Source organism: Cyanobium sp. Aljojuca 7A6 (genome assembly GCF_024346455.1).
In the GTDB taxonomy this organism is placed as follows: Bacteria; Cyanobacteriota; Cyanobacteriia; order PCC-6307; family Cyanobiaceae; genus Cyanobium.
Genome location: NZ_JAGQCY010000012.1, coordinates 1 through 22,598, shown reverse-complemented (window position 1 = coordinate 22,598; position 22,598 = coordinate 1). Strand labels below are relative to the sequence as shown.

26 protein-coding genes and 1 pseudogene are annotated in these 22,598 nt (G+C 69.6%); 12 read left to right on the top strand and 15 right to left on the bottom strand.

The features are described 5' to 3' along the window. Position 1: 1 nt before the first annotated feature. Positions 2–1,027 carry a hypothetical protein gene (locus KBY95_RS11220; protein WP_254965086.1) on the bottom strand — a complete coding sequence of 342 codons (1,026 nt, stop codon included), beginning with the start codon at positions 1,025–1,027 and terminating at the stop codon, positions 2–4. Positions 1,028–1,164: 137 nt separating this feature from the next. Here KBY95_RS11220 and KBY95_RS11215 point away from each other — a divergent pair, with 137 nt between their 5' ends. After that, on the top strand, positions 1,165–2,364 hold the full coding sequence (locus tag KBY95_RS11215; protein WP_254965085.1) for a glycosyltransferase: 1,200 nt from the start codon (positions 1,165–1,167) through the stop codon (positions 2,362–2,364). Here the strand turns inward: KBY95_RS11215 and KBY95_RS11210 are convergent. Next, positions 2,298–3,662, bottom strand: a complete 1,365-nt coding sequence (locus KBY95_RS11210; RefSeq protein ID WP_254965084.1) for a tetratricopeptide repeat-containing glycosyltransferase family protein — start codon at positions 3,660–3,662, stop codon at positions 2,298–2,300. The genes KBY95_RS11215 and KBY95_RS11210 overlap by 67 nt on opposite strands. Positions 3,663–3,887: 225 nt before the next feature. Between KBY95_RS11210 and KBY95_RS11205 the strand changes: the two genes are divergently transcribed. From KBY95_RS11205 to KBY95_RS11195, 3 genes are read left to right on the top strand one after another with little or no spacing between them, the layout of a single operon-like run. Then, positions 3,888–4,652, top strand: a complete 765-nt coding sequence (locus KBY95_RS11205) for a hypothetical protein (protein WP_254965083.1) — start codon at positions 3,888–3,890, stop codon at positions 4,650–4,652. Between the two features lie 15 nt (positions 4,653–4,667). Beyond that, the gene (locus tag KBY95_RS11200; protein WP_254965082.1) at positions 4,668–5,705 is read left to right on the top strand and encodes a glycosyltransferase family 2 protein; all 1,038 of its coding nucleotides are present in this window, start codon (positions 4,668–4,670) and stop codon (positions 5,703–5,705) included. Continuing rightward, positions 5,702–6,850: a glycosyltransferase family 9 protein gene (locus KBY95_RS11195; RefSeq protein ID WP_254965081.1), complete on the top strand. Its 1,149-nt coding sequence runs from the start codon at positions 5,702–5,704 to the stop codon at positions 6,848–6,850. The genes KBY95_RS11200 and KBY95_RS11195 overlap by 4 nt, the downstream gene beginning before the upstream one ends. Before the next feature lie 16 nt (positions 6,851–6,866). Here KBY95_RS11195 and KBY95_RS11190 read toward each other — a convergent pair whose 3' ends face one another. Together KBY95_RS11190 and KBY95_RS11185 are read right to left on the bottom strand one after the other, a co-directional pair. Then, a complete protein-coding gene (locus KBY95_RS11190) occupies positions 6,867–7,808 on the bottom strand; it encodes a DUF368 domain-containing protein (RefSeq protein WP_254965080.1) in 942 nt (313 codons plus the stop codon). Positions 7,809–7,907: 99 nt separating this feature from the next. After that, positions 7,908–8,126, bottom strand: a complete 219-nt coding sequence (locus KBY95_RS11185; RefSeq protein WP_254965175.1) for a hypothetical protein — start codon at positions 8,124–8,126, stop codon at positions 7,908–7,910. A 104-nt stretch (positions 8,127–8,230) separates the two neighbouring features. Between KBY95_RS11185 and KBY95_RS11180 the strand changes: the two genes are divergently transcribed. Together KBY95_RS11180 and KBY95_RS11175 are read left to right on the top strand one after the other, a co-directional pair. Further along, positions 8,231–9,463, top strand: coding sequence for a 1-deoxy-D-xylulose-5-phosphate reductoisomerase (locus tag KBY95_RS11180; protein WP_254965079.1), 1,233 nt, complete (start codon positions 8,231–8,233; stop codon positions 9,461–9,463). Further along, the gene (locus KBY95_RS11175; protein ID WP_254965078.1) at positions 9,460–9,810 is read left to right on the top strand and encodes a ferredoxin; all 351 of its coding nucleotides are present in this window, start codon (positions 9,460–9,462) and stop codon (positions 9,808–9,810) included. The genes KBY95_RS11180 and KBY95_RS11175 overlap by 4 nt, the downstream gene beginning before the upstream one ends. Here the strand turns inward: KBY95_RS11175 and KBY95_RS11170 are convergent. Genes KBY95_RS11170 through KBY95_RS11155 form a run of 4 tightly spaced genes read right to left on the bottom strand, consistent with a single transcriptional unit; the run spans position 9,785 to position 13,686 of the window. Further along, entirely contained in the window at positions 9,785–10,795 is a 1,011-nt protein-coding gene (locus KBY95_RS11170) for an alpha/beta fold hydrolase (protein WP_254965077.1), read from the bottom strand. The two genes, KBY95_RS11175 and KBY95_RS11170, sit on opposite strands and share 26 nt — an antisense overlap. A gap of 16 nt (positions 10,796–10,811) precedes the next feature. Beyond that, positions 10,812–12,230 (bottom strand): NAD(P)(+) transhydrogenase (Re/Si-specific) subunit beta, encoded by a 1,419-nt coding sequence (locus KBY95_RS11165; protein ID WP_254965076.1) that lies wholly within the window; start codon positions 12,228–12,230, stop codon positions 10,812–10,814. Positions 12,231–12,238: 8 nt separating this feature from the next. Further along, entirely contained in the window at positions 12,239–12,532 is a 294-nt protein-coding gene (locus KBY95_RS11160) for an NAD(P) transhydrogenase subunit alpha (RefSeq protein ID WP_254949625.1), read from the bottom strand. Next, positions 12,529–13,686 (bottom strand): NAD(P) transhydrogenase subunit alpha, encoded by a 1,158-nt coding sequence (locus KBY95_RS11155; protein WP_254965075.1) that lies wholly within the window; start codon positions 13,684–13,686, stop codon positions 12,529–12,531. Before KBY95_RS11155 ends, KBY95_RS11160 begins: the two co-directional genes overlap by 4 nt. 139 nt (positions 13,687–13,825) lie before the next feature. Between KBY95_RS11155 and KBY95_RS11150 the strand changes: the two genes are divergently transcribed. Next, positions 13,826–15,307, top strand: coding sequence for a DEAD/DEAH box helicase (locus KBY95_RS11150; RefSeq protein WP_254965074.1), 1,482 nt, complete (start codon positions 13,826–13,828; stop codon positions 15,305–15,307). 120 nt (positions 15,308–15,427) lie between these two features. Beyond that, complete coding sequence (locus KBY95_RS11145) at positions 15,428–15,718, top strand: hypothetical protein (RefSeq protein WP_254965073.1); 291 nt, start codon at positions 15,428–15,430, stop codon at positions 15,716–15,718. Positions 15,719–15,724: 6 nt separating this feature from the next. On the opposite strand, the gene infA is transcribed toward KBY95_RS11145, so the two are convergent. Beyond that, complete coding sequence (gene infA / locus KBY95_RS11140; RefSeq protein WP_015108791.1) at positions 15,725–15,994, bottom strand: translation initiation factor IF-1; 270 nt, start codon at positions 15,992–15,994, stop codon at positions 15,725–15,727. A gap of 233 nt (positions 15,995–16,227) precedes the next feature. Here infA and KBY95_RS11135 point away from each other — a divergent pair, with 233 nt between their 5' ends. Beyond that, a complete protein-coding gene (locus tag KBY95_RS11135; protein WP_254965072.1) occupies positions 16,228–16,836 on the top strand; it encodes a pseudouridine synthase in 609 nt (202 codons plus the stop codon). Here the strand turns inward: KBY95_RS11135 and KBY95_RS11130 are convergent. The 4 genes from KBY95_RS11130 to KBY95_RS11115 are packed head-to-tail and all read right to left on the bottom strand — an operon-like array spanning position 16,817 to position 19,398. Further along, entirely contained in the window at positions 16,817–17,032 is a 216-nt protein-coding gene (locus KBY95_RS11130; protein WP_254965071.1) for a hypothetical protein, read from the bottom strand. The two genes, KBY95_RS11135 and KBY95_RS11130, sit on opposite strands and share 20 nt — an antisense overlap. 53 nt (positions 17,033–17,085) lie before the next feature. Further along, a complete protein-coding gene (locus KBY95_RS11125) occupies positions 17,086–18,048 on the bottom strand; it encodes an NAD(P)H-binding protein (protein ID WP_254965070.1) in 963 nt (320 codons plus the stop codon). Positions 18,049–18,106: 58 nt separating this feature from the next. Further along, complete coding sequence (gene petM / locus KBY95_RS11120) at positions 18,107–18,205, bottom strand: cytochrome b6-f complex subunit PetM (RefSeq protein WP_015108796.1); 99 nt, start codon at positions 18,203–18,205, stop codon at positions 18,107–18,109. Positions 18,206–18,231: 26 nt separating this feature from the next. Continuing rightward, a complete protein-coding gene (locus KBY95_RS11115; protein WP_254965069.1) occupies positions 18,232–19,398 on the bottom strand; it encodes a N2,N2-dimethylguanosine tRNA methyltransferase in 1,167 nt (388 codons plus the stop codon). 25 nt (positions 19,399–19,423) lie between these two features. Here KBY95_RS11115 and KBY95_RS11110 point away from each other — a divergent pair, with 25 nt between their 5' ends. Both KBY95_RS11110 and ilvN read left to right on the top strand, forming a co-directional pair. Beyond that, positions 19,424–20,383: an alpha/beta fold hydrolase gene (locus tag KBY95_RS11110; RefSeq protein ID WP_254965068.1), complete on the top strand. Its 960-nt coding sequence runs from the start codon at positions 19,424–19,426 to the stop codon at positions 20,381–20,383. 88 nt (positions 20,384–20,471) lie between these two features. Further along, a complete protein-coding gene (gene ilvN, locus KBY95_RS11105; protein ID WP_254965067.1) occupies positions 20,472–21,002 on the top strand; it encodes an acetolactate synthase small subunit in 531 nt (176 codons plus the stop codon). Positions 21,003–21,009: 7 nt separating this feature from the next. Here ilvN and KBY95_RS11100 read toward each other — a convergent pair whose 3' ends face one another. Together KBY95_RS11100 and KBY95_RS11095 are read right to left on the bottom strand one after the other, a co-directional pair. Next, complete coding sequence (locus KBY95_RS11100) at positions 21,010–21,753, bottom strand: peptidylprolyl isomerase (RefSeq protein ID WP_254965066.1); 744 nt, start codon at positions 21,751–21,753, stop codon at positions 21,010–21,012. A 1-nt stretch (position 21,754) separates the two neighbouring features. Continuing rightward, complete coding sequence (locus KBY95_RS11095; protein WP_254965065.1) at positions 21,755–22,321, bottom strand: photosystem I assembly protein Ycf4; 567 nt, start codon at positions 22,319–22,321, stop codon at positions 21,755–21,757. Between the two features lie 153 nt (positions 22,322–22,474). Here KBY95_RS11095 and KBY95_RS11090 point away from each other — a divergent pair. Beyond that, a pseudogene (locus KBY95_RS11090) lies at positions 22,475–22,598 on the top strand (photosystem II D2 protein (photosystem q(a) protein)); the annotation flags it as partial.

Genomic DNA, 22,598 nt, shown 5'->3' with positions numbered 1-22,598 from the left:
ACTAGCTTTTCGCGTAGAGGCTGGGCAGGGCCCCCAGCAGCCACTGGGGCATGAACTGCTCGCCGCCGGCGAAGCCGATCTTGCCGGGGGGATAGAAGGGCAGCACCGCCAGCACCACCTGGGTGGCCTTGGGGCGGGTCATGTTGCGCACGTAGTGGGCCAGCTGGCCCCGCAGCTGCCGGTCTTCCTCCGCCAGGGGGGTTCCGGCGTAGCCGCTGCGCAGGAACTTGCGGTAAAGGTCGCCGAAGCTGCTCTCGAACAGGGGCTGCAGCTGGTCGTCGGGGGTGTCCAGCCAGATCTGGCCAAGCTGGCGACGGAAACCGCCCAGCTCCTTGAGGATGGCCCCGTCGTCCGGGTCGATCTCGAACAGATTCACCAGCCCGTTGAGGCGGGTGAGGAACTCCTCGCTGCCGGTGAGCTGCAGGGCCTGGGCACCGGTGAAGGCCGAGAGCTGCGGCAACGGTGGCAGCTCCGGCTCTGGGGCCACCGACGCCACACCCCCAGCCCCAGCTCCAGCCGGCGCCAGGGCCCGGCGCTCGAGGGGGCTGGGTTGGCGCAGGCGCGGCAGCAGTTCCGGTTCGAACAGGCTGGCGTAGTCCTCGAGCAGCCAGTCGGGAAGATTCTGTTCGCAGTTGCGCACTTTCATCTTGCCGCGGCGGAAATAGGGCATCACCGCCAGCAACACATTGGCCATTTCCGGCCGATCGAAGCCGCTCTGGAGCCGTTCGGAGAGATGGTCTCTCCAACTCTCTTCATCGCGCAGCAGGGGCTGGGAGGCCAGCTCAGTCCCGATCATCTGGCGATAGCTCTGGCCCACCGCCGAGCCATAGAGAAGCTCCAGCGCATCGATCGGTGCACTCAACCAGAACTTCGACAGGCACTGGCGTGCCAGCCGCGCCTCCGCCAGCCGGGTGGGGGTGGCTTCGTGGGCGAAATCCATGAAGATCGTGCCCAGCCGCGCCGCCGACCAGGGCGTGATCTGGGGCCGGCGATCCATCTCCATCGGGATGGTGCCTGGATCACTCACCAGTGTATCCAGGAGACCGCTATCTTTTTGCAGCTTTTTTTCACCCCAGCTCACCGTATCCCGGCGTCCGAACAGACGGCTCCAGAGCGACATCACGCAGGTCAGTTCAGGCAGCGGGATTGTAATAGCGTTAGCAGATGGAACTGTTGCTGATCCATCAGAACCATCCCGGCCAGTTTCGTGATCTGACCCCCGCCCTTGAACGCCGCGGCCACCGCGTCCTCGGTCTGGGTGCCACGCCTCGCGGCCAGCGGCTCGATTACGCCTGGCAGACGCCCGCCCTGCCGGCGGGACTGGTGGATCCGCTGCTGGAGACCAACCTGCACCGGGCCGCCCGGGTCCAGGAGCGCTGCCTGCAGCTGCGTGACCAGGGCTACCGCCCGCAGGCCGTGCTCGCCCACAGCGGCTGGGGGGAATGTCTCTACCTGCGCGACATCTGGCCCGAGGCGGTGCTGATCGCCTACCCCGAGCTCTTTGCCAACCCGCTGCTGCTTGGCTACGGCTTCGATGCCGATCTGGGCGAACCCTCCCTGGCCCTGCGGGCCCAGTGGCGCCGCGGCAACCTGATGGGCCTGGCGGCCGTAGCCGACGCCGACGCCTGCGTCGTGCCCACCCGCTTCGCCCGCGACACCTTTCCCGCCCACCTGCGCCGCCGCTTCCACGTGCTGCACGAAGGCCTCGCCCTGCCGCCCGCCGCCAGCGGCAGCACAAGCCTGCGGCTGGAGGGCGGCCCCACCCTGGTCAAGGGCGATCCGGTGATCAGCTTCGCCAGCCGCACCCTCGAACCCCTGCGCGGTTTCCGCAGCCTGCTGCGGGCCCTGCCGGCCGTGCTGGCCGCCCGCCCGGACGCCCGGGCCGTCATCGTGGGGGGCACCGGCAGCGGCTACGGCGCCCCCTCGTCCCACCCTGAGGGCCACAAGGGCGAACTGCTGGCCCTGCTCGGTCACCGACTGCCCCTGGATCGCGTCCATGTCCTGCCGCCCCTGGCGCACCGCGACCTGCTGGCCCTGTTCCGCATCAGTGCCGCCCACGTCCATCTCTCCTATCCCTACGCCCTCTCCTGGAGCCTGCTGGAGGCGATGGCCTCCGGCGCCCTGGTGGTGGCCTCCGACAACCCACCGCTGAACGAGGTGATCCAGCACGGCCACAACGGGCTGCTGGTGCCCTTCAACGACTCCGATCGCCTCGCCGAAACCCTGCTGGCCGTGCTGGCCGACCCGCCCGCCTTCGCGACCGTGGCCGCAGCCGGCCGGGCCACCGTCGCGGCCCGCTACGAGGTGAACCGGTCCGCCGAAGCCTTCGAAGCCCTGATCCGCAGCCTGCGCCTGCTGCGCTGAAGGGCCTGCAGCACCGCCTCCAGCACCGGCCGCCAGTCGCGGTCATCGCCCTGGCGGAACAGGCACAGGCTCGGGTACCAGGGGCTGTCGTGCCGCTGCCTCAGCCAGCGGGGATCGGCGCTGAAGGGCAGCAGCACCCAGGTCGGATGGCCCATCGCGCCGGCCAGGTGGGCCATGGCCGTGTCCACCGTGATCAGCAGATCGGTGCCGGCCAGCACCCTGGCCGTGGCGAGAAAATCACCCGTTGGATCGATGGCCGCGCCGAACAGGTGGCCAACCGGCTCCGCCAGTTGCCGGTCCTCCCCCTGCTGCAGCAGCACCGGCTCGCACCCCAGGGCCACCAGCCCCTCCACCAGCCGCACCAGAGCAGCGGCAGGCAGGCTGCGCTTGCGGTATTCCCGGCGGGTGAAGCCATCACTGAGTTTGCGGCCGCTGGCCCAGGTGAGCCCGATCCGCGGTGGCCGGCCGTAGCCATCAGCAGAGGCGGCGGGGTCCAGGCCCTGCAGGTAGGTGCCCCGCCCATCCGGCCCCGGCGGCTGGGGGCAGGGGGCACCACCCAGGGCCGCCGGCAGCGACAGCAGGCTCACCACGTCCGGACCAACGGGATCCCCCTGGCCGTCTCCGTTGGGTTCGGGTCGGGCCCGCACCTCCGGTGGCTGGGGCAACCAGGCCAGCCCCACCTGCAGCAGCGCCACCAGCGATGGCTCCACCTCCAGCACCACCTGCTGGCCCCGGGCCGCCGCCTGCACCATCAGGGGGGGAATCCAGCGCAGGTACTGCAGGCCATCCCCGAGGCCCTGCTCGGTGCGCACCTGCAGCCGCCGCGCCCTGGCCACCACCGCCCCCACGCCCCCCTCCGGTCCTGGGGCGTGGCTGGCAAGCTCGAAACGGCGCTCCGCCAGGGCATAGGCCTCGTCGTAAGCCTCCAGGCCGATCAGCACCGAGGCATGGTTGCAGGCCACTTCCGGGCCGTCCCGCAGCTGGCGGCTGGCCCGGAAGGCGCGATCCGCCGCCTCAAAGCGGTTGAGGTCGCGCAGGCTGTTGCCGAGGCCCATGAAGGGGGCGGGGCTGGACGGCAGCAGCAGGGACGCCCGCCGGTAGAGCGCCAGGGCCTCCTCGGGCTGATCCGAGAGCCAGAGGGCATTGGCGGTCCGCAGCAGCAGAGGCCCATTTGCTGCATGGGCCTGAATCAGTTCCTGGTAAATGCAGGCGGCTTCGCACCATTCCTGCCGGCTCTCCGCCTCCTTGGCTTCCTGAAGAACCTGCTCAAAGTCGGAATCACCGGAAAGCGCTGGCATGACAGCAATCCTGAAACAGAAAGAACCCAGCGACAACAATGTATCTCCTGAATACCTGCATGTAGGTGCTAACAAGACACCAAAGGCCCAGCAAGGGCAACGTTAAGTTTTCATCCACTGCTGGTGAGATGTTCAAGAATTATCGAGGAAAACGATGTCTGGGATACACATAACTCAAAAACCATGCCCTAAGCTCTCAACCAAATAAGCGGCAGTTCTTGTCGAATGGCTTCCTCCGATACCCTTTCGATCTTCGTGCCGAACCCCGGCGAGACGATCTCCCAAACAACCGATTCCGGGGCCAGGGTCCTCACCAGCCTCAACGGTGGCACCGTCAATTCCCGCGTCTTCCCCAACCAGGGCCGCAAAATCGATGATGTGGGCATCAAGGAGCCCTCAGCCGGTGACACGCGTACCACGTTCTCGCGAGCCTCCAAGGACACTTCCTATATCGGCAACGGGGATGACAACACTGTCACCTTCACCGGCAATGCTAGAAACACCACCATCAGCACAGGCGCTGGCGATGACACCCTGATCGCCACCGACATCACCAAGGGCACCATTTCTCTCGGCACAGGTGATAACACCGCCATCACAGGTGCCCTCAAGGACACCACCTTCTCGGCCGGCAATGGTGCCGACAGTTTCACCATCACCGACAAGGCCGATTCCGTCAGGATCAGCGCCGGCGCCGGTGATGACACCCTGATCTTCGGCGGCAAGGTCAGGCGTTCCACCTTCCTGCTGGGCCTGGGGGCCGACGTTCTCGACTTCTCCGCCAAGGTTCAGAACACCTGGATCGACCTCGGCAACGACTCCGCCATCGACATGGTGTTCTTCAACGCCAGGGGCGACATCGGCAACGGCACCCAGATCTTCGGCGCCGGCGACGGCGATCTGCTCATCATCGGCGGCGAGGAATACGCCTTCGATTACAGCCAGACGGCCTTCATCTCCGCCCAGGGCGACTCGATCACCTTCGGCTGATGACCCCAGCCACCGGTGTCCCGCTTGGAACAGACCCGCTTCGCCCGTAACTACCTCACATGTCTGGAGCGGAGGGACCTTGCAGCTGCAAGGTCCCTCCTTTTTCTCTGGATCAAGACCTACTTCTCCACCCTGCCGGCGGCCCCGAGCCGCTGCGACCTCACCAACCCCGATCTCTGGGGCTGCCTGGCCCAGTACGCCTCCCTCAGCGGCGACCTTTCGCCGGTCGAGGACTTCTGGCAGCGGCTGGATGGCGTCAGCCCCCACAGCCGCAGGCCCACGGCCATTCCCCTGCTGGGGATTCCGATTCTCAACCGGCCCGATCTGCTTCTGCGGCTGCTCGAGAGCCTCGATCACCCCGTCGAGACCCTCGCCATCGTCGACAACAGCATCGCCTCAGGCCTCCCCGACACGGACGCCCTCAGCCGGCTGCTGGCCCAACTCGAGCGGGAGCCGCCCGCCGGCATCGGGCGGGTGCGGGTGGCGCGGCCCTTCGCCAACCAGGGGGTGGCCTCCAGCTGGAACGCGATCCTCACGTCCTTTCCCGAGGCGCCCTTCGCCCTGCTGGTCAACAACGACGTGGCCTTCGCCCCAGGGGTCCTGGCCCAGGTGATCGAGCGGATCGAGCCGTCCCGTCCCCAGTTCCTGCCGCTGCTGCCGGCCCCGCAGGAGTTCTCCGCCTTTGCCATCACACCGGCCGCCTGGAACCGGGTGGGGCTCTTTGATGCCAACTTCCACCCGGCCTACTGCGAAGACCTCGACTACGCCGAGCGCCTGCGCGCCTGCGAGGCCATCGCGTGGATCACCCCGGACGACCTCCAGAGCGTGCAGCTGAGGGCCAACCCCACGGCCAGCGCCACCATCGCCAGTGATCCACGGCTGGAAGCCTGCAACCGCACCACCTTCCTGCTCAACAGCCTCTGGCTGCACAGCCAGAGGCGCCTGGAGCAGCCCCACCGCGGCAGCTGGATACGGCGGTGGTTGAGCCAGTGGGACCTGGATTCAGCCCCTCCCCAGGCCGCCGAAGCCCCCGTCGAGGCGGTGCTGCCATGACCACCCTGCCGGGCCTGATGCGCCGCTTCCAGAACCAGGACCTCGGCCCCCGGCCGCAGATCGTGGTGCTCGGGGCCGCCAAGCTGGGCAACTACGTGGTGCTGCAACCGCTGCTGCGGGGGCTGCGCCACAAGTATCCCAGCGCCCAACTCACCTACGTGGGCAGCCAGCGCACCCGGGAGCTGGAGCGGCTCAACCCCTGGATCGATGCCAGCCTGCCCTTGGCGGAGCAGGGCCCCGCGGCCCTGGCGGCCCTGGCCCAGTGGCGCCGGTCTGTGCCAGATCGGGCCAACGGCGACGGGGTAGCTCTGGTGATCAACGCCGACGGCCACGCCCCCCACACCGCCGCCTGGACCCGGGCCCTGGCGCCCCGCTTCGTGGTCGGAGCGGCACCGATTCCCCCCGGCGACCACCCTCTCCAGGCCCTGGCCCTCGATCCCCACTGGGCCAGTCCCACCCTGATGGAGCGCTACGGCGGCTGGATCGGCAGCAACAGCATCCGCGAACTGCACTGCCGCGTCGCCTGGGTGGACACCGACTTCGAGCGGGTGGAGCTCCCTGCCGAGACCCCACCCCCGGGGCTGCCACCGGTGTTGATCGCCGTCAACGGCGAGCGAGCCGCCAAGCTCTGGCCGCTGGAGAACTGGCTGGCCCTGCTCGAAAAGCTGCAGCTGGAACTGGGCCTGGCCGCCAGAGGCATCGGCCTCATCGGCGGCCCTCCCCCCGCCGAACCGCGCCAGCCCGGCGATCGGCTTGAACGGGCCCTGCTCGCCCGCGCCGCCGGCCTGCGTGATCTGCGCGGGCGCCTCAGCCTGCCTGCGCTGGTGGGGGCCCTCGCCCACAGCCGGCTCTGCATCGCCGTCGATTCCGGGCCGCTGCATCTGGCGGCGGCCGCCGGCTGCCCCACCGTGGCCCTGTTCGGCACCGACGCGGGCGGCCTCGGATCCAGCCCCCGGGATCTCTGGGCCCCCCGGGCCGACCATGTCTGGATCAGCCGCAGCCAGCACCGCTGCAACGGCTGCCAGCAGCTGCGCTTCGAGAACCCCGCCTGCCCGCTGGAGCAGCACGCCTGCATGGAGGGTCTGCCCCCCGAGGCGGTGTGGCCCCTGGTGCAGCGGGCCTGGCAACAGAACGGGCCCGCTTAACTGAGCGACGGCGGCCTCAGCCCCCCATCTCAGCCACCCCCGCCCGCTGCTGCAGCCACTCCAGGCCCATCACCAGCACGATGCCGAACGCCGCGAGCAGCAGTGCCGCCACCAGGGCGCCGCCATCGGGGGGAGCCGCCAGGGCATCGCGCAGCACGATCACTTTTCCCCTGGCGTTGGTGGCACTCTCCAGAACGGTGCGGAACGGCCAGATCTTCCAGAGCGAACCGGCCATCACCCCCACCAGCAGGGCCACGGTCTGGCCATGCCAGCGGGCCAGCAGCCAGCGCAGCAGCCGCACAAACACCGCCAGACCGATGGCGCAGCCGGCCGCAAAGGGCACCAAGGTGGCGAGATCAAGGCCCTTCACCGCCTCCATCACGTGCTGGTACTGGCCCAGCACCAGCAGCAGAAACGAGCCGGAGATGCCCGGCAGGATCATCGCCATGATCGCCACGGCGCCACTCCAGAACAGGGTGAAGGGGTCGTGGGGCATCGTCACCGGCACCAGGGTGACGAACACCAGGGCGCCCGCCGCGCCCACCGCCATCGCCACCAGACCGCTGGCGCCCCAGTGGGCATGGCGGGCGATCAACACGATCGAGCCCACGATCAGGCCGAAGAAGAAGGCGAACAGCCACACAGGATGGGCGACGTACAGCCAGGTGATCGGCCGCACCAGCAACAGCACCGAGCTGGCGATTCCGGCCAGCAGGGGCACCAGGAAACCCAGGTGCACCTGCGCCGCCGCGTCGGCCCAGCGCCCCTGGCCCAGCAGCCGCAACAGCTTGAGATCGAAGCCCGCCACCGCCTCCAGCAACCGGCCGTAGATGCCAAGGATGAAGGCCATCGAACCGCCGCTCACCCCCGGCACAACATCGGCCGCACCCATGGCGAGGCCGCAGCCAAGCACGTAGGGCCAGCCGGGCGAGGGTGTGGCGGCAGGGGCGTCAGCCATGGAAGGGGCCTTGAGGTGTGGGCATCTTGCCGGGGCAGGGGCGGCCGGTGCTCCAAAAAGGGCAACAGCGCAACCCCCGCCAAGGCAGCCGTCTGAGGCTCAGGAATCGGTGGGTGGTGTGGGCGCCTTGCCCGCCATCAGTTGTTCGATCTTGCGGATCCGGCCCAGGGTTGTCTGCCACACCTCAAGGCGAAAGGCGTCGTCTGCCGGACAGCTGGCCACCATCGCCTCGATGTCCTCCCGGCGCTCGAAGGCCTCCCACAGCTCCCTTTCCATACGGGCCCGCTCGATGAAGTTCCAGCGCTTCAGCCAGAGCACGCAACACGCCGCAAGTCGCTTCAGTGTGACGCGCTGCAGACCCGGCGAGGTCGCCATGCAGCCGGCAATGGGAGACTGGCGCCCTGCAGCTCCGGGCCGTTCCGATGAAAGCCCTCTCCGTGCTCGGCTCCACCGGCTCGATCGGCACCCAAACGCTCGAACTGGTCGAGGAGTTCCCCGACCGCTTTCGGGTGGTGGCCCTGACCGCCGGCAACAACCTCGACCTGCTGATCGAGCAGATCCAGCGCCACGCCCCCGAAGCGGTGGCCCTGGCCGATGCCGAGCGCCTCCCCGAGCTGCGCGACCGTCTCACCAGCCTTGACAGCGTCACCCGCCCGGCCCGTCTGCCGGAACTGCTGGGCGGCCCGGAGGGGCTGGAGGCCGCGGCCGCCTGGCCCAGCGCCGATCTGGTGGTCACCGGCATCGTCGGCTGCGCCGGTCTGCTGCCCACCCTGGCGGCGATCCGGGCCGGCAAGGACCTGGCCCTGGCCAACAAGGAAACCCTGATCGCCGCCGGCCCGGTGGTGCTGCCGGAGCTGAAGCGCAGCGGCAGCCGCCTGCTGCCCGCCGATTCGGAGCATTCGGCCCTGTTCCAGTGCCTGCAGGGCACCCCCTGGGCCGACACCGCCCGTCTCTCCACCGGCGTACCGACACCAGGGCTGCGGCGGATCCAGCTCACCGCCTCCGGCGGGGCCTTCCGCGACTGGCCCGCCGCCGACCTGGCCAAGGCCACCGTGGCCGATGCCACCAGCCACCCCAACTGGAGCATGGGGCGCAAGATCACGGTGGATTCCGCCACCTTGATGAACAAGGGTCTGGAGGTGATCGAAGCCCACTACCTGTTCGGGCTCGACTACGACCACATCGAGATCGTCATCCACCCCCAGAGCATCATCCACTCGATGGTGGAACTGGCCGATTCCTCGGTGCTGGCCCAGCTGGGCTGGCCCGACATGAAGCTGCCCCTGCTCTACTGCCTCAGCTGGCCGGAGCGGCTGGACACCCCCTGGCGCCGCCTCGATCTCACCGCCGTGGGCCAGCTCACCTTCCGTGCCCCCGACCGGGAGAAATACCCGTGCATGGCGCTCGCCTACGCCGCCGGACGCGCCGGCGGCACCATGCCGGCGGTGCTCAATGCCGCCAACGAACAGGCCGTGGCCCTGTTCCTGGAGGAGGCGATTCCCTTCCTCGCCATCCCCGAACTGATCGAGCGGGTCTGTGACCGGCACCGGGCCGACCACCACGGCGAGCCGTCCCTTGACGACGTGCTGGCCGTGGACGCCTGGGCCCGCCAGGCCACCGTCGAGGCGGCCGCCCTGCAGGCGCTGCCGGCGTGAGCGGCGTTCAGCACCACCTGCTGCTCTGCGCCACGCCCACCAAGGCGCTCTGTGGCGACCCGGCCATCGGAGCGGCCAGCTGGGACCGGCTCAAGCAGCTGGTGCGCGAGCTGGGGCTGGAGGAGCCAGGGCGGCCCCAAGGCGTGGTGCTGCGCACCAAGGCCGATTGCCTGCGCCTCTGTTGCGATGGGCCAGTGCTGCTGATCTGGCCGGAGGGAGTCACCTACGGCGGCGTCACCCCCGAGCGGATCGAGCGGATCGTCCGCGAGCATGTGGTCGGCGGGGTGCCGATCGAGGAGTGGATCGTCCGCCGCACCCCCTTCAACCACCCCCTTCCCCCCGGCTGAGGCGCTTCAGCCAGGCCACCACCAGCCGATCGGCCCAACAGGCCGGCCCGTCGCCGGGGGCATGGAAGCCGTTGTGGCCCCCCTGGGGCGTGATCAGCACCTCCAGGGCCGATCCCGTGCCGGCAGCAGTCAGCTGCCGCAGCGGGCCCACCGGCACCCAGGGATCGTCGCCGGCATGGAGCAGAAGGCTGGGGGGCAGGGGCTGGCCTTCGAGCAGGGAGACCAGGGGGCTGGCGGCGGCGTAGTAAGCCTCCACCGTGGCGAACCCCCAACGCGGCGCCGTGATGGCCGCATCAAAGGCCCGGATCGTGCGGGCACGCTTCGGGCCCACCAGCGCCTGACGTTCCGCCTCCTGGAGCCCCCCCGGATCGGCCAGGGTCTGCTCCCGCAGGCGCTGCATCAGCCAGCGCTGGTACACCCGGTTGCGGCGGCGCTCAAACTGCACGGCGCAGACCCCCAGATCAAGGGGACCGCTGACACTGACCAGGCCATCAAAGCCCAGGCCGCCCAGGCCGGCGTTGAGCAGCACCGTGCCCCCCAGGGAAATGCCGGCGCCAAACAGCGGCAGCTCGGCCGCCAGCTTCCGGGCCCAAGCCACGGCCGGACGGAGATCCTCGTTGCAGAGGGCGCAGTAGGTGCCTCGGGCCAGGGGCCGGCCACGCCCGGCGCCCCGCAGGTTGAGGCGCAGCACGGCGAAGCCTTCGGCGACCAGGGCCAGGGCCAGGCGCCGCGGGCCCTGGCCATCGCTGGAGCCCCCCAGACCATGCAGCACCACCACCAGACCTAGCGGCTCTTTGGCGTCTGGGCGGTCCAGCAGGCCGAACAGCTGGCCGCCGTCCGCCAGGGGGATGGACAACGCCTCGGCGCGCTCGGGGGGGAAGCGCAGGGGCCGCAGGGTGTCCCGCAGGGTCTGCAGATCCCCCCCGATCCAGGGGGTGCGCTGCCGGAAGGCCGGCAGGCCGAGATGGTGGGGAAGTTGGCTCACCACCCCGGCCCCAGCCTCAGGCCGCCACCTTCGTCTTGCCCACGCCCATGGAACGGAGCTCGCTCAGCAGGCCGTTGAGCACCGCCTTGGCGTCACCAAAGACCATGGCGGTCTGGGGCATTTCGAACAGGGCGTTGTTGATGCCGGCATAACCGGCCCCCAGGCTGCGCTTGACGACGAACACCTGGCGGGCCTGATCCACCTCCAGCACGGGCATGCCGTACAGGGGGCTGGTGGGATCGTTCTTGGCCTGGGGGTTCACCACATCGTTGGCCCCCAGCACGATCACCACATCGGTGCGGGGGAACTCGGGATTGACCAGATCCATCTCCAGCATCTGCTCGTAGGGAACGTCGGCCTCGGCCAGCAGCACGTTCATGTGACCGGGCATGCGTCCCGCCACGGGATGGATGGCGTAGCTCACTTCCACCCCATGGCTTTCCAGCAACTTGGACAGCTCCCGCAGGGAATGCTGGGCCTGGGCCACCGCCAGGCCATAGCCAGGCACGAACACGACGCGCTCGGCCTGCTCCAGGGCCATGGCGCATTCCTCGGCACTGCAGCTGGTGATGCGGGTGTAGCCGGCCTCGCTGCCGCCACCGCCCACGGCTGCGGCGCTGGCCCCGAGGGCCCCACCGAAGAGCACCGACACCAGGGAGCGGTTCATGGCCGTGCACATCACCTGGGTGAGGATCAGGCCCGCCGCGCCCACCATGGCGCCAGCCACGATCAGCAGCTGGCTGCCCACCACGAAGCCCGCCGCCGCGGCCGCCACGCCGGAATAGGAGTTGAGCAGGGAGATGACCACCGGCATGTCGGCCCCGCCGATGGGCAGGGTGACGCCGATGCCCAGCAGGGTGGAGCCCCCCATCAGCAGCCACAGGGGCAGGCCGGACGGATCTCCGGGCAGCAGCAGGGCCGATACCAGGCAGAGCACCGCCAGGGAGATGTTGACGCCGTGGCGCAGGCGACTCTGGGTCCAGCCGGGGGTGTCCAGCCAGCCCTGAAGCTTGGCCATGGCCACGATCGAGCCACTGAAGGTGATGGCGCCGACGAACACCGACACGGCGATCGACACCAGGGCGACGATGTCGGACTTGCCGCCATCGAACAGGGCCACACCCATGGCCACCAGCAGGGAGGCCATGCCGCCGCAGCCGTTGAAGAGGGCCACCGTTTCCGGCATGGCGGTCATCGGCACCCGGCGGGCGGTGACCAGACCGGCGAGGCCGCCGGCGGCACTGCCGGCGGCGATCAAGAGCCAGGCGATCGGATCGGGCCGGATCTGGATCAGCAGCCCCACCACGGCCAGTCCCATGGCCAGGGCAGCCAGGGCGTTGGCCCCGCGGGCGGAACTCACCTTGGAGAGGCCCTTGATGCCAAGGGCCAGCAGGAGCACGGCCGCCAGATCAATGCCGGCAGCGAAAGCATCCATGGAAAAGGTCATCGGCTATCGCCCTTGCGGCGGAACATGGCGAGCATGCGATCGGTGACGAGGAAGCCACCGATCACGTTGTAGAGGGCGAAGCCCAGGGAAAGGGCTCCGATCACCAGCAGGGCCGTGTTGTCTCCGGCCTGCTGGATGAGGGTGAGGGACGCCAGCACGGTGATGCCGCTGATGGCGTTGGCCCCCGACATCAGCGGGGTGTGCAGGGTGGGGGGCACCTTGCCGATCAATTCCAGACCCAGCAGGCTGCCCAGCAGGAGCACCCAGAGGGACTGCGTCAGAACGCTCATGAACGGGCTCCGATGGGGGTCAGGCCGGCGGTCACGACGATGTCGTCGCGGCGGCAGGCGCCGGCGTGGGTGAGCAGACAGCCATCCAGGATCGGATCCTCCGGATCCAGCCGGAAGCCGTCTTCGCCCAGCACGTGCTCCACCAGGGTGGCGATGTTGCGGGCGTAGAGGGCGCTGGCGTGGTTGGGCACGGTGCTGGGCAGGGTGTCGGCCCCGATCAGCAGCACGCCCCGGCGCTCCACCGTGGCCCCGGGGATCGTGCCGAAGCAGTTGCCCCCCTGGGCCACGGCCAGATCCACCACCACCGCACCGGGCCGCATGCCGTCAAGCATCGCCTCACTGATCAGGCGGGGAGCCGGCCGGCCGGGCACCAGGGCGGTGCAGATCACCATGTCGGCCAGGGCCAGCTGGTCGGCCAGCTGCTGGCGTTGGGCCGCCAGGAAGGCCTCACTGGCCTGGCGGGCGTAGCCCCCCACCTCGGCCGGGGCCTCCTCCAGCTGGGGCGGGTCGATGAAACGGCCCCCAAGGGATTCCACCTGTTCCTTCACCGCCGGCCGCACATCCGAGACGTACACCACACCGCCCAGACGACGGGCAGTGGCCAGGGCCTGCAGACCAGCGACGCCCGCCCCCAGGATCAGCACCCGGGAGGGCTGGATCGTGCCCGCCGCGGTCATCAGCATCGGCACGTAGCGATCGAGGGCCGCCGCCGCCAGCAGCACCGCCTTGTAGCCGGCGATGTTGGCCTGCGACGACAGCACATCCATCGACTGGGCCCGGGTGATCCGGGGCAGCAGCTCGAGGGCGATGGCGGAGGCCCGCCGTTCGTTGAGGGCCTGGACCAGGGCGGTGGCGCCGTAGGGGGCCAGCAGGCCCACCAGCAGGGATCCATCGCGCAGGCGGCCCAGTTCCTCGCTCGGGGGGGGTTGCACGCAGAGCACCCCGTCGACCGTCCCCCAGGCCCCAGCCTCCCCGTCCCATAGCTCGGCACCCACGGCGGCGTAGTCGTCATCAAGGAAGCCGGCCGACTGGCCCGCCCCCCGCTGCACCTGCAGGGTCGCCCCCTTGGCCACCAGCCGCCTGACCGTTTCGGGGGTCGCGGCGACCCTCCGCTCACCGGGAGCCGTCTCCCTGGGAATCAGCAATTTGACCAACGCGGGGCCACACACAGTTCTTCCGCGATAGACAGCCCCGCCGTGGACGGCAAGCACCCAGACGCCAATGTGCGGACACGCCCACCGGACGCGACCGCCGTTGGCGGCAGCCCCCTCGCCAGCCCAGCAGAATCAGCCCATGGCGCCACCGTCCTTCGATCTGGGTCTGCGCCGCGAGGCCGCTGTGTCGGGGAGCCCCGGCGCCCCCCGCGGCCCCGAGCCCCGGGCCTGGCAACGGCGCCTGATTCAGCTGCTGCGGGCCCGGCTGGTCGCGGCGAGTCCCGGGGGGCAGGACGTGCTGCTGCACGCCGGTCCCGGCGCCGGCAAGACCCTGGGGGCCCTGCTTGCCTTCCAGCAGCTGCAACGGGAAGGACGGCTGGATCGGTTCATGGTTTTTTGCCACCGCAGCGCCATCGCGCGCCAATGGATCAGCGCCGCCGCCCGCCTCGGCCTGGTTTTGCAGGAGTGGGAAACCCCAGGCGGAGCCGCCACCTCGCCGCCCGGCCAGGGCCTGCTGCTCAGCTACCAGGCAGCCGCCCTGCACCGGCTGCGCCTGGAGCGGGAGCTGGGCCGCCAACATCAGGGCAGGCGCTGGCTGGCGATCGCCGACGAAGTGCACCACCTGGGCCTCGATCCCCTCGAACCGGAGGCCACGGCGTGGGGGCATGCCTTCAGCAGCCTCAGCGGCGGCGCCCAGCTGCGCCTGGGGCTCACCGGCACCCCCTTCCGCGCCGACAACCTCGGCTTCTGTTCCGCCCGCCGGATCCGGATGCACGACCAGGACGGCCCGGCCGAGCGCATCATTCCGGACCTCTGCGTCGAGCCCCGTGCCCTGATCGCTGCCGGCGATGTGCGGCCCCTGGAATTCCGGTTCCAGGACGGCTGGGTGGAACACGGGCGCCCGGAAGACGGACGGGACACCGAGACCTCCCCCCTGTCGGCGGAGCTGCGGGAGAGCTGGCGGGCCCGCAACCTGCGTCGGGCCATCCGGCCGGGGGATCGGGGCGGGATCGCCCTGCGGCTGCTTCTCCAGGCCCGCCGCCGCCTGGAGCGGGTCCGGCTGGAGCATCCGGGGGCCGGCGGCCTGGTGGTCGCCCGCGACATCGGCCATGCGGGCGCCATCGCCGACCTGCTGGCCAAGGAAGGGGACCGGGTGCATCTGGTGCACTCCCAGGACCCGGAGGCGGCCCAGCGCCTGGCAGCGTTCCAGGCCGGGGAGGCCGACTGGCTGGTGAGCATCGACATGTGCGCCGAAGGCTTCGATGCCCCCCGACTACGGGTGGTGGCCTACCTGACCACCGTGGTCACCCGCAGCCGCTTCGTTCAGGCGATCACCAGGGCCGTGCGCATGGATGGGGATCGCTCCAGTCAGGAAACCATCCCGCGACGGCCGTCCTATGTCTTTGCACCGGCCGATCCCCTGCTGATCGGCTATGCCCGGGGCTGGACCGTCAGTGAGCCCTATGTGATCCGGACGCGCCCAACGGACGCGGCTTCTGGCACGGCCGGCCCGTTGGGTGGCGACCAGCGCCTGCCCCTGCAGGCCCTGGCGGACGATGCCGGACGAATGCTCAGCGTCAGCGGCCCCGAACTGCCGGTGTTTCGTCGCCAATTGGCTTAAAATTGGCTTCATTTGACTTGTTGCAGGCGCTTTTCCTGCAACGATGTGACAACCAACACCGTCGACGCGTCCACCAGCCGCCAACGTGGGCACCACAGGACATCCACCGAGATCATTCCGATGGACAGGCCAAGAGGCGATTCCAGCGAACAGGACGAATGTTTTGATGCCCCCCTTGATGCTGCCGTCCATCGCCGCGTGACCGTGGCGGTCTGCTGGGCCCTGGCCCGCCGGGCTGCCCTCGATGGCCGCGAGCTGTTCGAAGACAGCTATGCCATCAACGAGGAATTCCGTGAGTGGCTCCTCACATTGGAAGACCACCCCGAACTGCTTCAGGCCAATGTTCTGATGGTGCCCAGAGACTTGCACCTCGGCCGCCGTCCCGAAACGGACGGCCTGCTGGAGATCTGAGCCGGCTCAGCGACGCCTGGGACCGCCGGGACGGTTCCCCCCTGGCCGGGGGCCGGTGGCTCCGGCGTTGCGCTCCCGGTAGGTGATGCGGCCCCGGGTCAGGTCGTAGGGGCTGATCTCCACCAACACCTTGTCGCCGGCCAGCAGCTTGATCCGGAACTTGGTGAGCTTGCCCGCCGCCCGGCAGAGACACTGGTGACCGGCAGGCTGCTCAAGGGTGACCAGGTAGAACCCGTTGCCCTGCTCCTTTTCGATCACACCGGACGTTTCGATCATGCGGGAAGGGTGGCCTGAGGAAAACAACAGAGGTTCAGCTTAAGCGTCGGCCGTGCCTGCTCCAAAGCCCGTCACACGGTGAGAAGACCGGAGCGATAGGGTCAGCCGACCAAGCGCCCAGGCCCCACCCCATGATCCTTCCTCCCATCGCGATGGATCTGGGCCTGCTGCTCATCTCGATCGGCGTGGTCAACCTCTGGCGGGCCCGGGAAAGCTCCTGATCCCGCGGGGCCGTGACCACCACCCTGCTGCTCCACAAGCCCTACGGGGTGCTCAGCCAGTTCCGTCCGGAACCGGGCAGCCCCTGGGGCACCCTGGCCGAGCTGATTGATCAGCCGGGCGTCTATGCCGCCGGTCGCCTGGACGCAGACAGCGAAGGACTGCTCGTGCTCACCGACGATGGGCAACTGCAGGCCAGGCTCACCGATCCGGCCAGGGGTCACTGGCGCCGGTATCTGGTGCAGGTGGAGGGTGTCATCACCGCAGCGGCCCTCGACAGCCTCTGCCAGGGGGTGATGGTGCAGGGGCGACGCACCCTGCCGGCCCGTGCCCGGGCCGTGGCGGACCCCGCCCTTCCCGAGAGAGATCCGCCGATCCGCCACCGCCTGCGGGTGCCGACCGACTGGTTGGAACTGGAGTTGCGCGAGGGGCGCAACCGGCAGGTACGGCGCATGACCGCCGCTGTGGGTCTCCCCACGCTGCGCCTGTTGCGGACGGCGATCGACCTGATGGACGGAGGCCCGCCCCTGGATCTGGTCGGCCTGGCCCCCGGCGCCTGGCGCGCCGTGAGCCCCCTGGAGCAAGAACGCCTGGCGGCCCTGCTCAGATCAGGGCGTCCTTGAGCTCCCTGACCGTCTGAAGCTGACCGTAGTAATAGTTCGCCCGGGCACGACGATCGGGATCCTCAAGGGTGTCGAAGGCATCGAAGCCCAACGACGCCCAGAGCTCGTGGCCACAGGCCCGTGTGAGCTCTCCGATGGCCTCCTCCTCCAGGTTGGCCAGACGCCGCTGGAGGTTCTTGATCTGGGAAATCGCCATGACAGCCGGCAAACCCCTGCAATAGTACACACGAACTGGCGCGTGGCACCGCTTCAGAAGGGAAGCTTCTTCTTGGCTTCCTTGTCGAGGTCGGACTCCATCTCCCGCAGGCGCCGCAGGATCGTGTCGTAGTACTCCTTGAGGTAATCCTCCAGCCGAGTGGTTTCGGCCGGATCGAGGCCGAAGGCGGCGTAGCTGGCCTCCATCGGCGCCGTCAGGGGCTCGCCTCCGCCCACCACTTCGGCGAAGGCGAGACGTTCGGCCACGTTGAGGCTGGCTTCGAAGAAGCCTGTGACCGACTGCATCAGCCCCAGGAGCACCGGCGGCACCCGAAACACCCGGGCTTCGCGGCCGCTGTAGCGCTCACAAAGCTGGGTGATCTCCCCGGTGATCCAGGCCCTCGGACCCACGACCGGGAACGCCTGCCGGATCGTGTCGGGTCGCTCCAGGGCCGCCACGGCGAAACGGGCCACGTCCTGGGTGTTCATGTAGGCGATCGGCGTCGGCGCCCCGCTCACCCAGACGGTCTGGCTCTCCAGCACCGGAATCGCAAACTGGCTGATCAGGCCCTGCATGAAGGCGACACCGCGCAGGATCGTGTAGTCGAGGTCGGAGGCCTCAAGCCACTCTTCGGTGCACGCCTTGATGTCCATGAGCGGCACGCCACGGTGCTTGGAGGCACCCAGCAACGACATGAAAACCAGTCGGCTCAAGCCGGCGCGGCGACAGGCCGCGAAGAGGTTCTGTTTGCCATCCCAATCGATCTCATAGGCACTGCCACCGTCGGTGGCCCGGGCCGTGGCAGCATCGATCACCGCCTCCTGGCCCTCCAGGGCGTAATCCAGACTGGCGGGCTCCAGCAGGTCGCCGCGGGTGAGATCACAGCCCCATTCCTGAAGGAAGGCGGCCTTGCGAGGGGAGCGCACCACACAGCGGACAACATGGCCGGCGTCGAGGGCACGACGGGCGATCTGGCGACCGAGGGTTCCTGTTCCACCGATGACCAGAACCTTCATGGACCCCTGCAAGGGAAGGAGATTGAGCCTAGGGGTGCGTCAGTCCCCGGCGCGCTGCTCAGTCGTTGAGGAGCTTGAGCAGCAGGGCGCCGCCCGCCAGCCCGACGGGGATCAGCACCCAGAAGATGGCGGCGGTGCCGAAGATTTCAGAGGCCATGGCCCGGACAAAGGGGAACGGGCTACCTATCTAGCAGCCGTTGCGGCCGCCAACCTCCTGGCCGTCGCCACGACCAGGGGCCAGGGGGCCTCCGTGCGCAGCTGGCCGGCCATCACCCCGCTGGCCGCCGTGGCGAAACCCTCCGCCGTCAGCGCCGCCACCAGCGCCGCCAGCGGCGGCGGACCCTGACCCAGGCGGCGGGCAATCGCGTCCACCGGCCAGCAGCGGGGTGTCGTGGCCGGATCGTCCCGGAGCCGCTCCAGCCGCCGCCGTCCAGGCCGGTCCAGGTGGGCTTTGCCCGCCTCGGCCTCCTGCAGCATCGCCGTGAGCGTGGCGGGATCCTGGAGGGGGCCGATCCAGAGCGGGCCACTCACCGCCAGGGACGGCGCCTCGCCCGATGCAGCTCCAGGGCAATCGCAAGGCCGCCAGCGTCCGAGCCGCAGCAGGCTCTGCACCTGCTGATCGCCGCAGCCGTGGCAATGGGCCACCAGGCCCAGCTGGGCCTCCTCTCCGCCGGCGGGATGCCGCTCCAGGCGCACGGCGGTGCGGAACGCCCGCCCTTCGCTGAAGCTCAGTATGGGGAGGATCCCCCGCCCCATCGCCCAGGCGGTCCGGGCCAGCAACCCCAGCTGGAGGCGCAGGGCGATCTCCCAGCTGGCGGGGTGAGCCCTGGCGGCGGCACCGAAACGGCGCACGGCAGCCCGGCGGTCATGGCCCGTGGCCGAACGTCCGTCGGTGCTGGCCAGGTAGAGCACGCCGCCGAAGGCCACCGCCTCCAGGGCCAGGGGAACCAGGGCGGCCGGACAGCCGAAGGCATCCAGATCCACCAGCTCGAAGCGACGCCCCTCCACCAGGCAACCGGCCAGCAGCTGCTCGGCGGTGGCGGTGCTCAGCTGCCGTTCCACCCCCACCGGCAACCGGGACAGATTCCGCTCCAGCAGGGGCAGGCGATCCGGGTCGGCGTCGTTGGCCCACACCGCCCCGGCACCACCCTCCAGGCCATAACGGAGAGCCCGGATGCCGCAGCCCGCCATGCCATCGAGGACCCGCAAGGGACCGTCCAGCCCTCGGGCGGCCAGCGTCCGTGCCAGCAGCACGCCGAAATCCCTGGCCGGCCGCGAGGCGGCTCGGAAGAAGCCGTCACCGGTCTCCACCAGGGCCGCACCTTCGCAATAGTGAGGGGGTTCGCTCAAGTCCAGGTCCTTGCCGCAACCATCGGTGTCGTCCGCCGACCCCCAGCCTGCCCCCGGGGAGGTCGCACCGCAGGAGGGAGCTGAGTGGGGCGATCACGCCCAGTGGCTCTGGCGCGGCCAGAGCTGCCATTGGCGCCGCCTGGGGAGCCCTGACCGACCGGCGCTGCTGTTGTTGCACGGCTTCGGAGCCGCCAGCGGCCACTGGCGCCGCAACGCCGGCCCCCTGGCGGCGGCGGGGTGGTGCGTCTACAGCCTCGATCTGATCGGCTTCGGTGCCTCCAGCCAGCCGGGGCTGGATCGCCATCAGGCCCTGGACAACCGCCTGTGGGCCCGCCAGGTGCAGGCGTTCCTGGCGGAGGTGGTCCAGGCGCCGGCGGTGCTGGTGGGCCATTCCCTCGGTGGCCTGGTGGCCCTGACCTGCAGCGTCTATGCCCCGCAGTGGGTGCGGGCCGTGGTGGCGGCTCCCCTCCCCGATCCCAGCCTGCTGATGGCCGGGCGGCGCCCGCCCCGCCGCCGCCCCTGGCGACGGCGACTGCAACGGGGGGTGATCCATCTCCTGCTGCGGCTCCTGCCCCTGGAGCTGCTGGTTCCGCTGCTGGCCCATTCCCCCCTGCTCGACCTGGGCATCCAGTCGGCCTACCACCACCCGGTGATCGGTGACCAGGAGCTGCGTCGGCTGATCGCCCGGCCCGCTCGACGCCCCGGAGCGGTCAGGGCCCTGCGGGCCATGAGCATCGGCATGGCCCTGCGGCCCTACCGGGCCACCGCCGTCTCGCTGCTGCAACGGCTGGGGCGGCCCACCCTGCTGGTCTGGGGCGGCCAGGATCGGCTGGTGCCGTTGGAGGTCTCCCAGCAGTGCCTGCGGTTGCGCAGCGACCTCGACCTGCACGTGATCCCCTCCTGCGGCCACTGTCCCCACGATGAAACCCCTGACGCCTTCGGTGGCGCGGTGCTCCGCTGGCTGGAGCGTCTGGAGACGGGCTGAAGGGACGACGTCCCCTGGCGCGTACCGTTGGTTAGACCGTGCCGGCTTTCCCCCCGGTCCCCCGCCGCACCCCGCTCACGAGCCCGACATGAAGCACACCCTCTCGGTGCTGGTGGAAGACGAATCGGGCGCCCTGAGCCGCATTTCCGGTCTGTTCGCCCGGCGGGGTTTCAACATTGAGAGCCTGGCCGTGGGGCCGGCGGAGCACCGGGGCATGTCGCGCCTGACCATGGTGGTGGAAGGGGACGACCGCACCCTTGAGCAGATGACGAAGCAGCTCAACAAGCTGATCAACGTGCTCGGCGTGATCGACCTCTCCACCATTCCGGCGGTGGAGCGGGAGCTGATGCTCCTCAAGGTGTCGGCGCCCGCGGAGAATCGCGGCGCCATCTTCGATCTGGTGCAGGTCTTCCGGGCCAAGGTGGTGGACGTGGCCGATGACGCCCTCACCCTGGAAGTGGTGGGGGATCCGGGCAAGCTGGTAGCCCTGGAGCGGCTGCTTGAGGCCTACGGAATCCTGGAGATCGCCCGCACGGGCAAGGTGGCCCTGGAGCGAGCCTCGGGGGTGAACACCGAGCTGCTCAAGGCCACCGTCTCCGACAAGCGGGTCCCGGCCTGAAAGGGCCTCAAGGCTTCTGCTTGACCAGCGTGCCCCCTTCGATCACCCGGGCCCTGATCAACTTGTCCCCCTGCTGGATCCGGTCGATCACCTCCATGCCCTTGCTCACCCGGCCGAACACCGCGTAGCGGCCATCCAGCTCAGGCAGCGCCTGCAGGGCCACATAAAACTGGGCGCTGGCCGAATTGGGGTCGGCGGAGCGGGCCATGGCGATGGCGCCGCGCTCGTGGGTGAGGGCCAGCTGGCGCGTGGCTGTCGGGGTGGTGATCTCCTCGCCGTAGCGTGGTTCCGGGGCGCCGCTGAGCTTGAGCTCCAGGGGAATGAGTCGGGACTCGCCACTGGCAGGGTCCACGAAGCTGCCCGAGCCGTAGTCACCGGGGGCCACTTTCGGGTCGGCACTGCTGGGATCGCCGCCCTGCACCACGAAGGGCACCGGCTCCTTCACAACCCGGTGAAACACGGTGCCGTTGTAGGCACCTCGCCGCACCAGATCGACGAAGTTGCCCGCGGTGAGGGGGGCCGCCGCGCCGTCGAGCCGGAGCTCCACAGGACCCTTGCTGGTCTCCATCGCCACCACCGCCGTGCCCTCCAGGCAAGGGGTGTTGGCCGCTTCGCATCCCAGCGGTCGGTTGCCGGTGTCGGCGGCGCAGGCCGCCAGTCCGAGGGGTGTCAGGCCGAGAACCAGCAGCAGCAGCAGCCGCCAGCCCAGGGACGCGGGGTTCGTGCGGTGTCGTCCATCGCGCTGTCGCATGTCAGAGGCCCTCCAGGGGAACACCCAGAAAGCGGGCCAGGCGGGCACCCGCCAGCTCAAGGTCGGCCAGGGGCATCGGTTCCCCCACCCGGGTCAGGGGCATGTCCCGACGACCCTGGACGCGCAGGGCCAGGCGCCGCTGCGGACTGAGGCCGTCCCGCACCTCCACCTTCACCGCCTGGATCTCCCGCAGCGGAATCACCACCTCAATCAGCTGGCGGAAACCGCGGCGGCTGATACGGGCTTCGCCAGCCCCCCGGTCGAAGCGGTTGCTGCCCGAGCCCACATTGATGCCGATCACAAGCCAGAGGTAGATGGCCAGCAACAGCGCCGCCACCCCGTAGAGCCCCATCACGAGTCCCTGGGGCACCCAGACCAGGGCGGCGGGGTGGCCAATGGGCAGCAGATCGCGGCCGAAGCGGCTGGAGGCGCTCGTGAGCACGAAACCAAGGCCTCCGATGCTGACGGCGGCCGCCACCAGGAGGTTGGAGAGACGCCGGGAGCCGAGCACCGGTTGCTCCAGCACCTGCTCGTCGGCGGAAGGGGAAGCGACGCCAGGCGAAGCCATGCGGGACGAAAGGGCAGTGGGTGGCCATCCTGCCGTGAAGCGTGCCGGAGGCGTCAGTTTCAGCCCGTGTCGCCTGGCGCGGGGGGCGGATCAACGTTGTTACCATCCCCCGGTAACCCACAGCCCTGCGGGTCATCCGCACCGCTTTCACCCATGACGATCGCCCTAGGGCGTGCACCGGCCACCCGTGGATGGTTCGACGTCCTCGACGACTGGCTCAAGCGCGACCGCTTCGTTTTCGTGGGGTGGTCCGGTCTGCTGCTGTTCCCAACGGCCT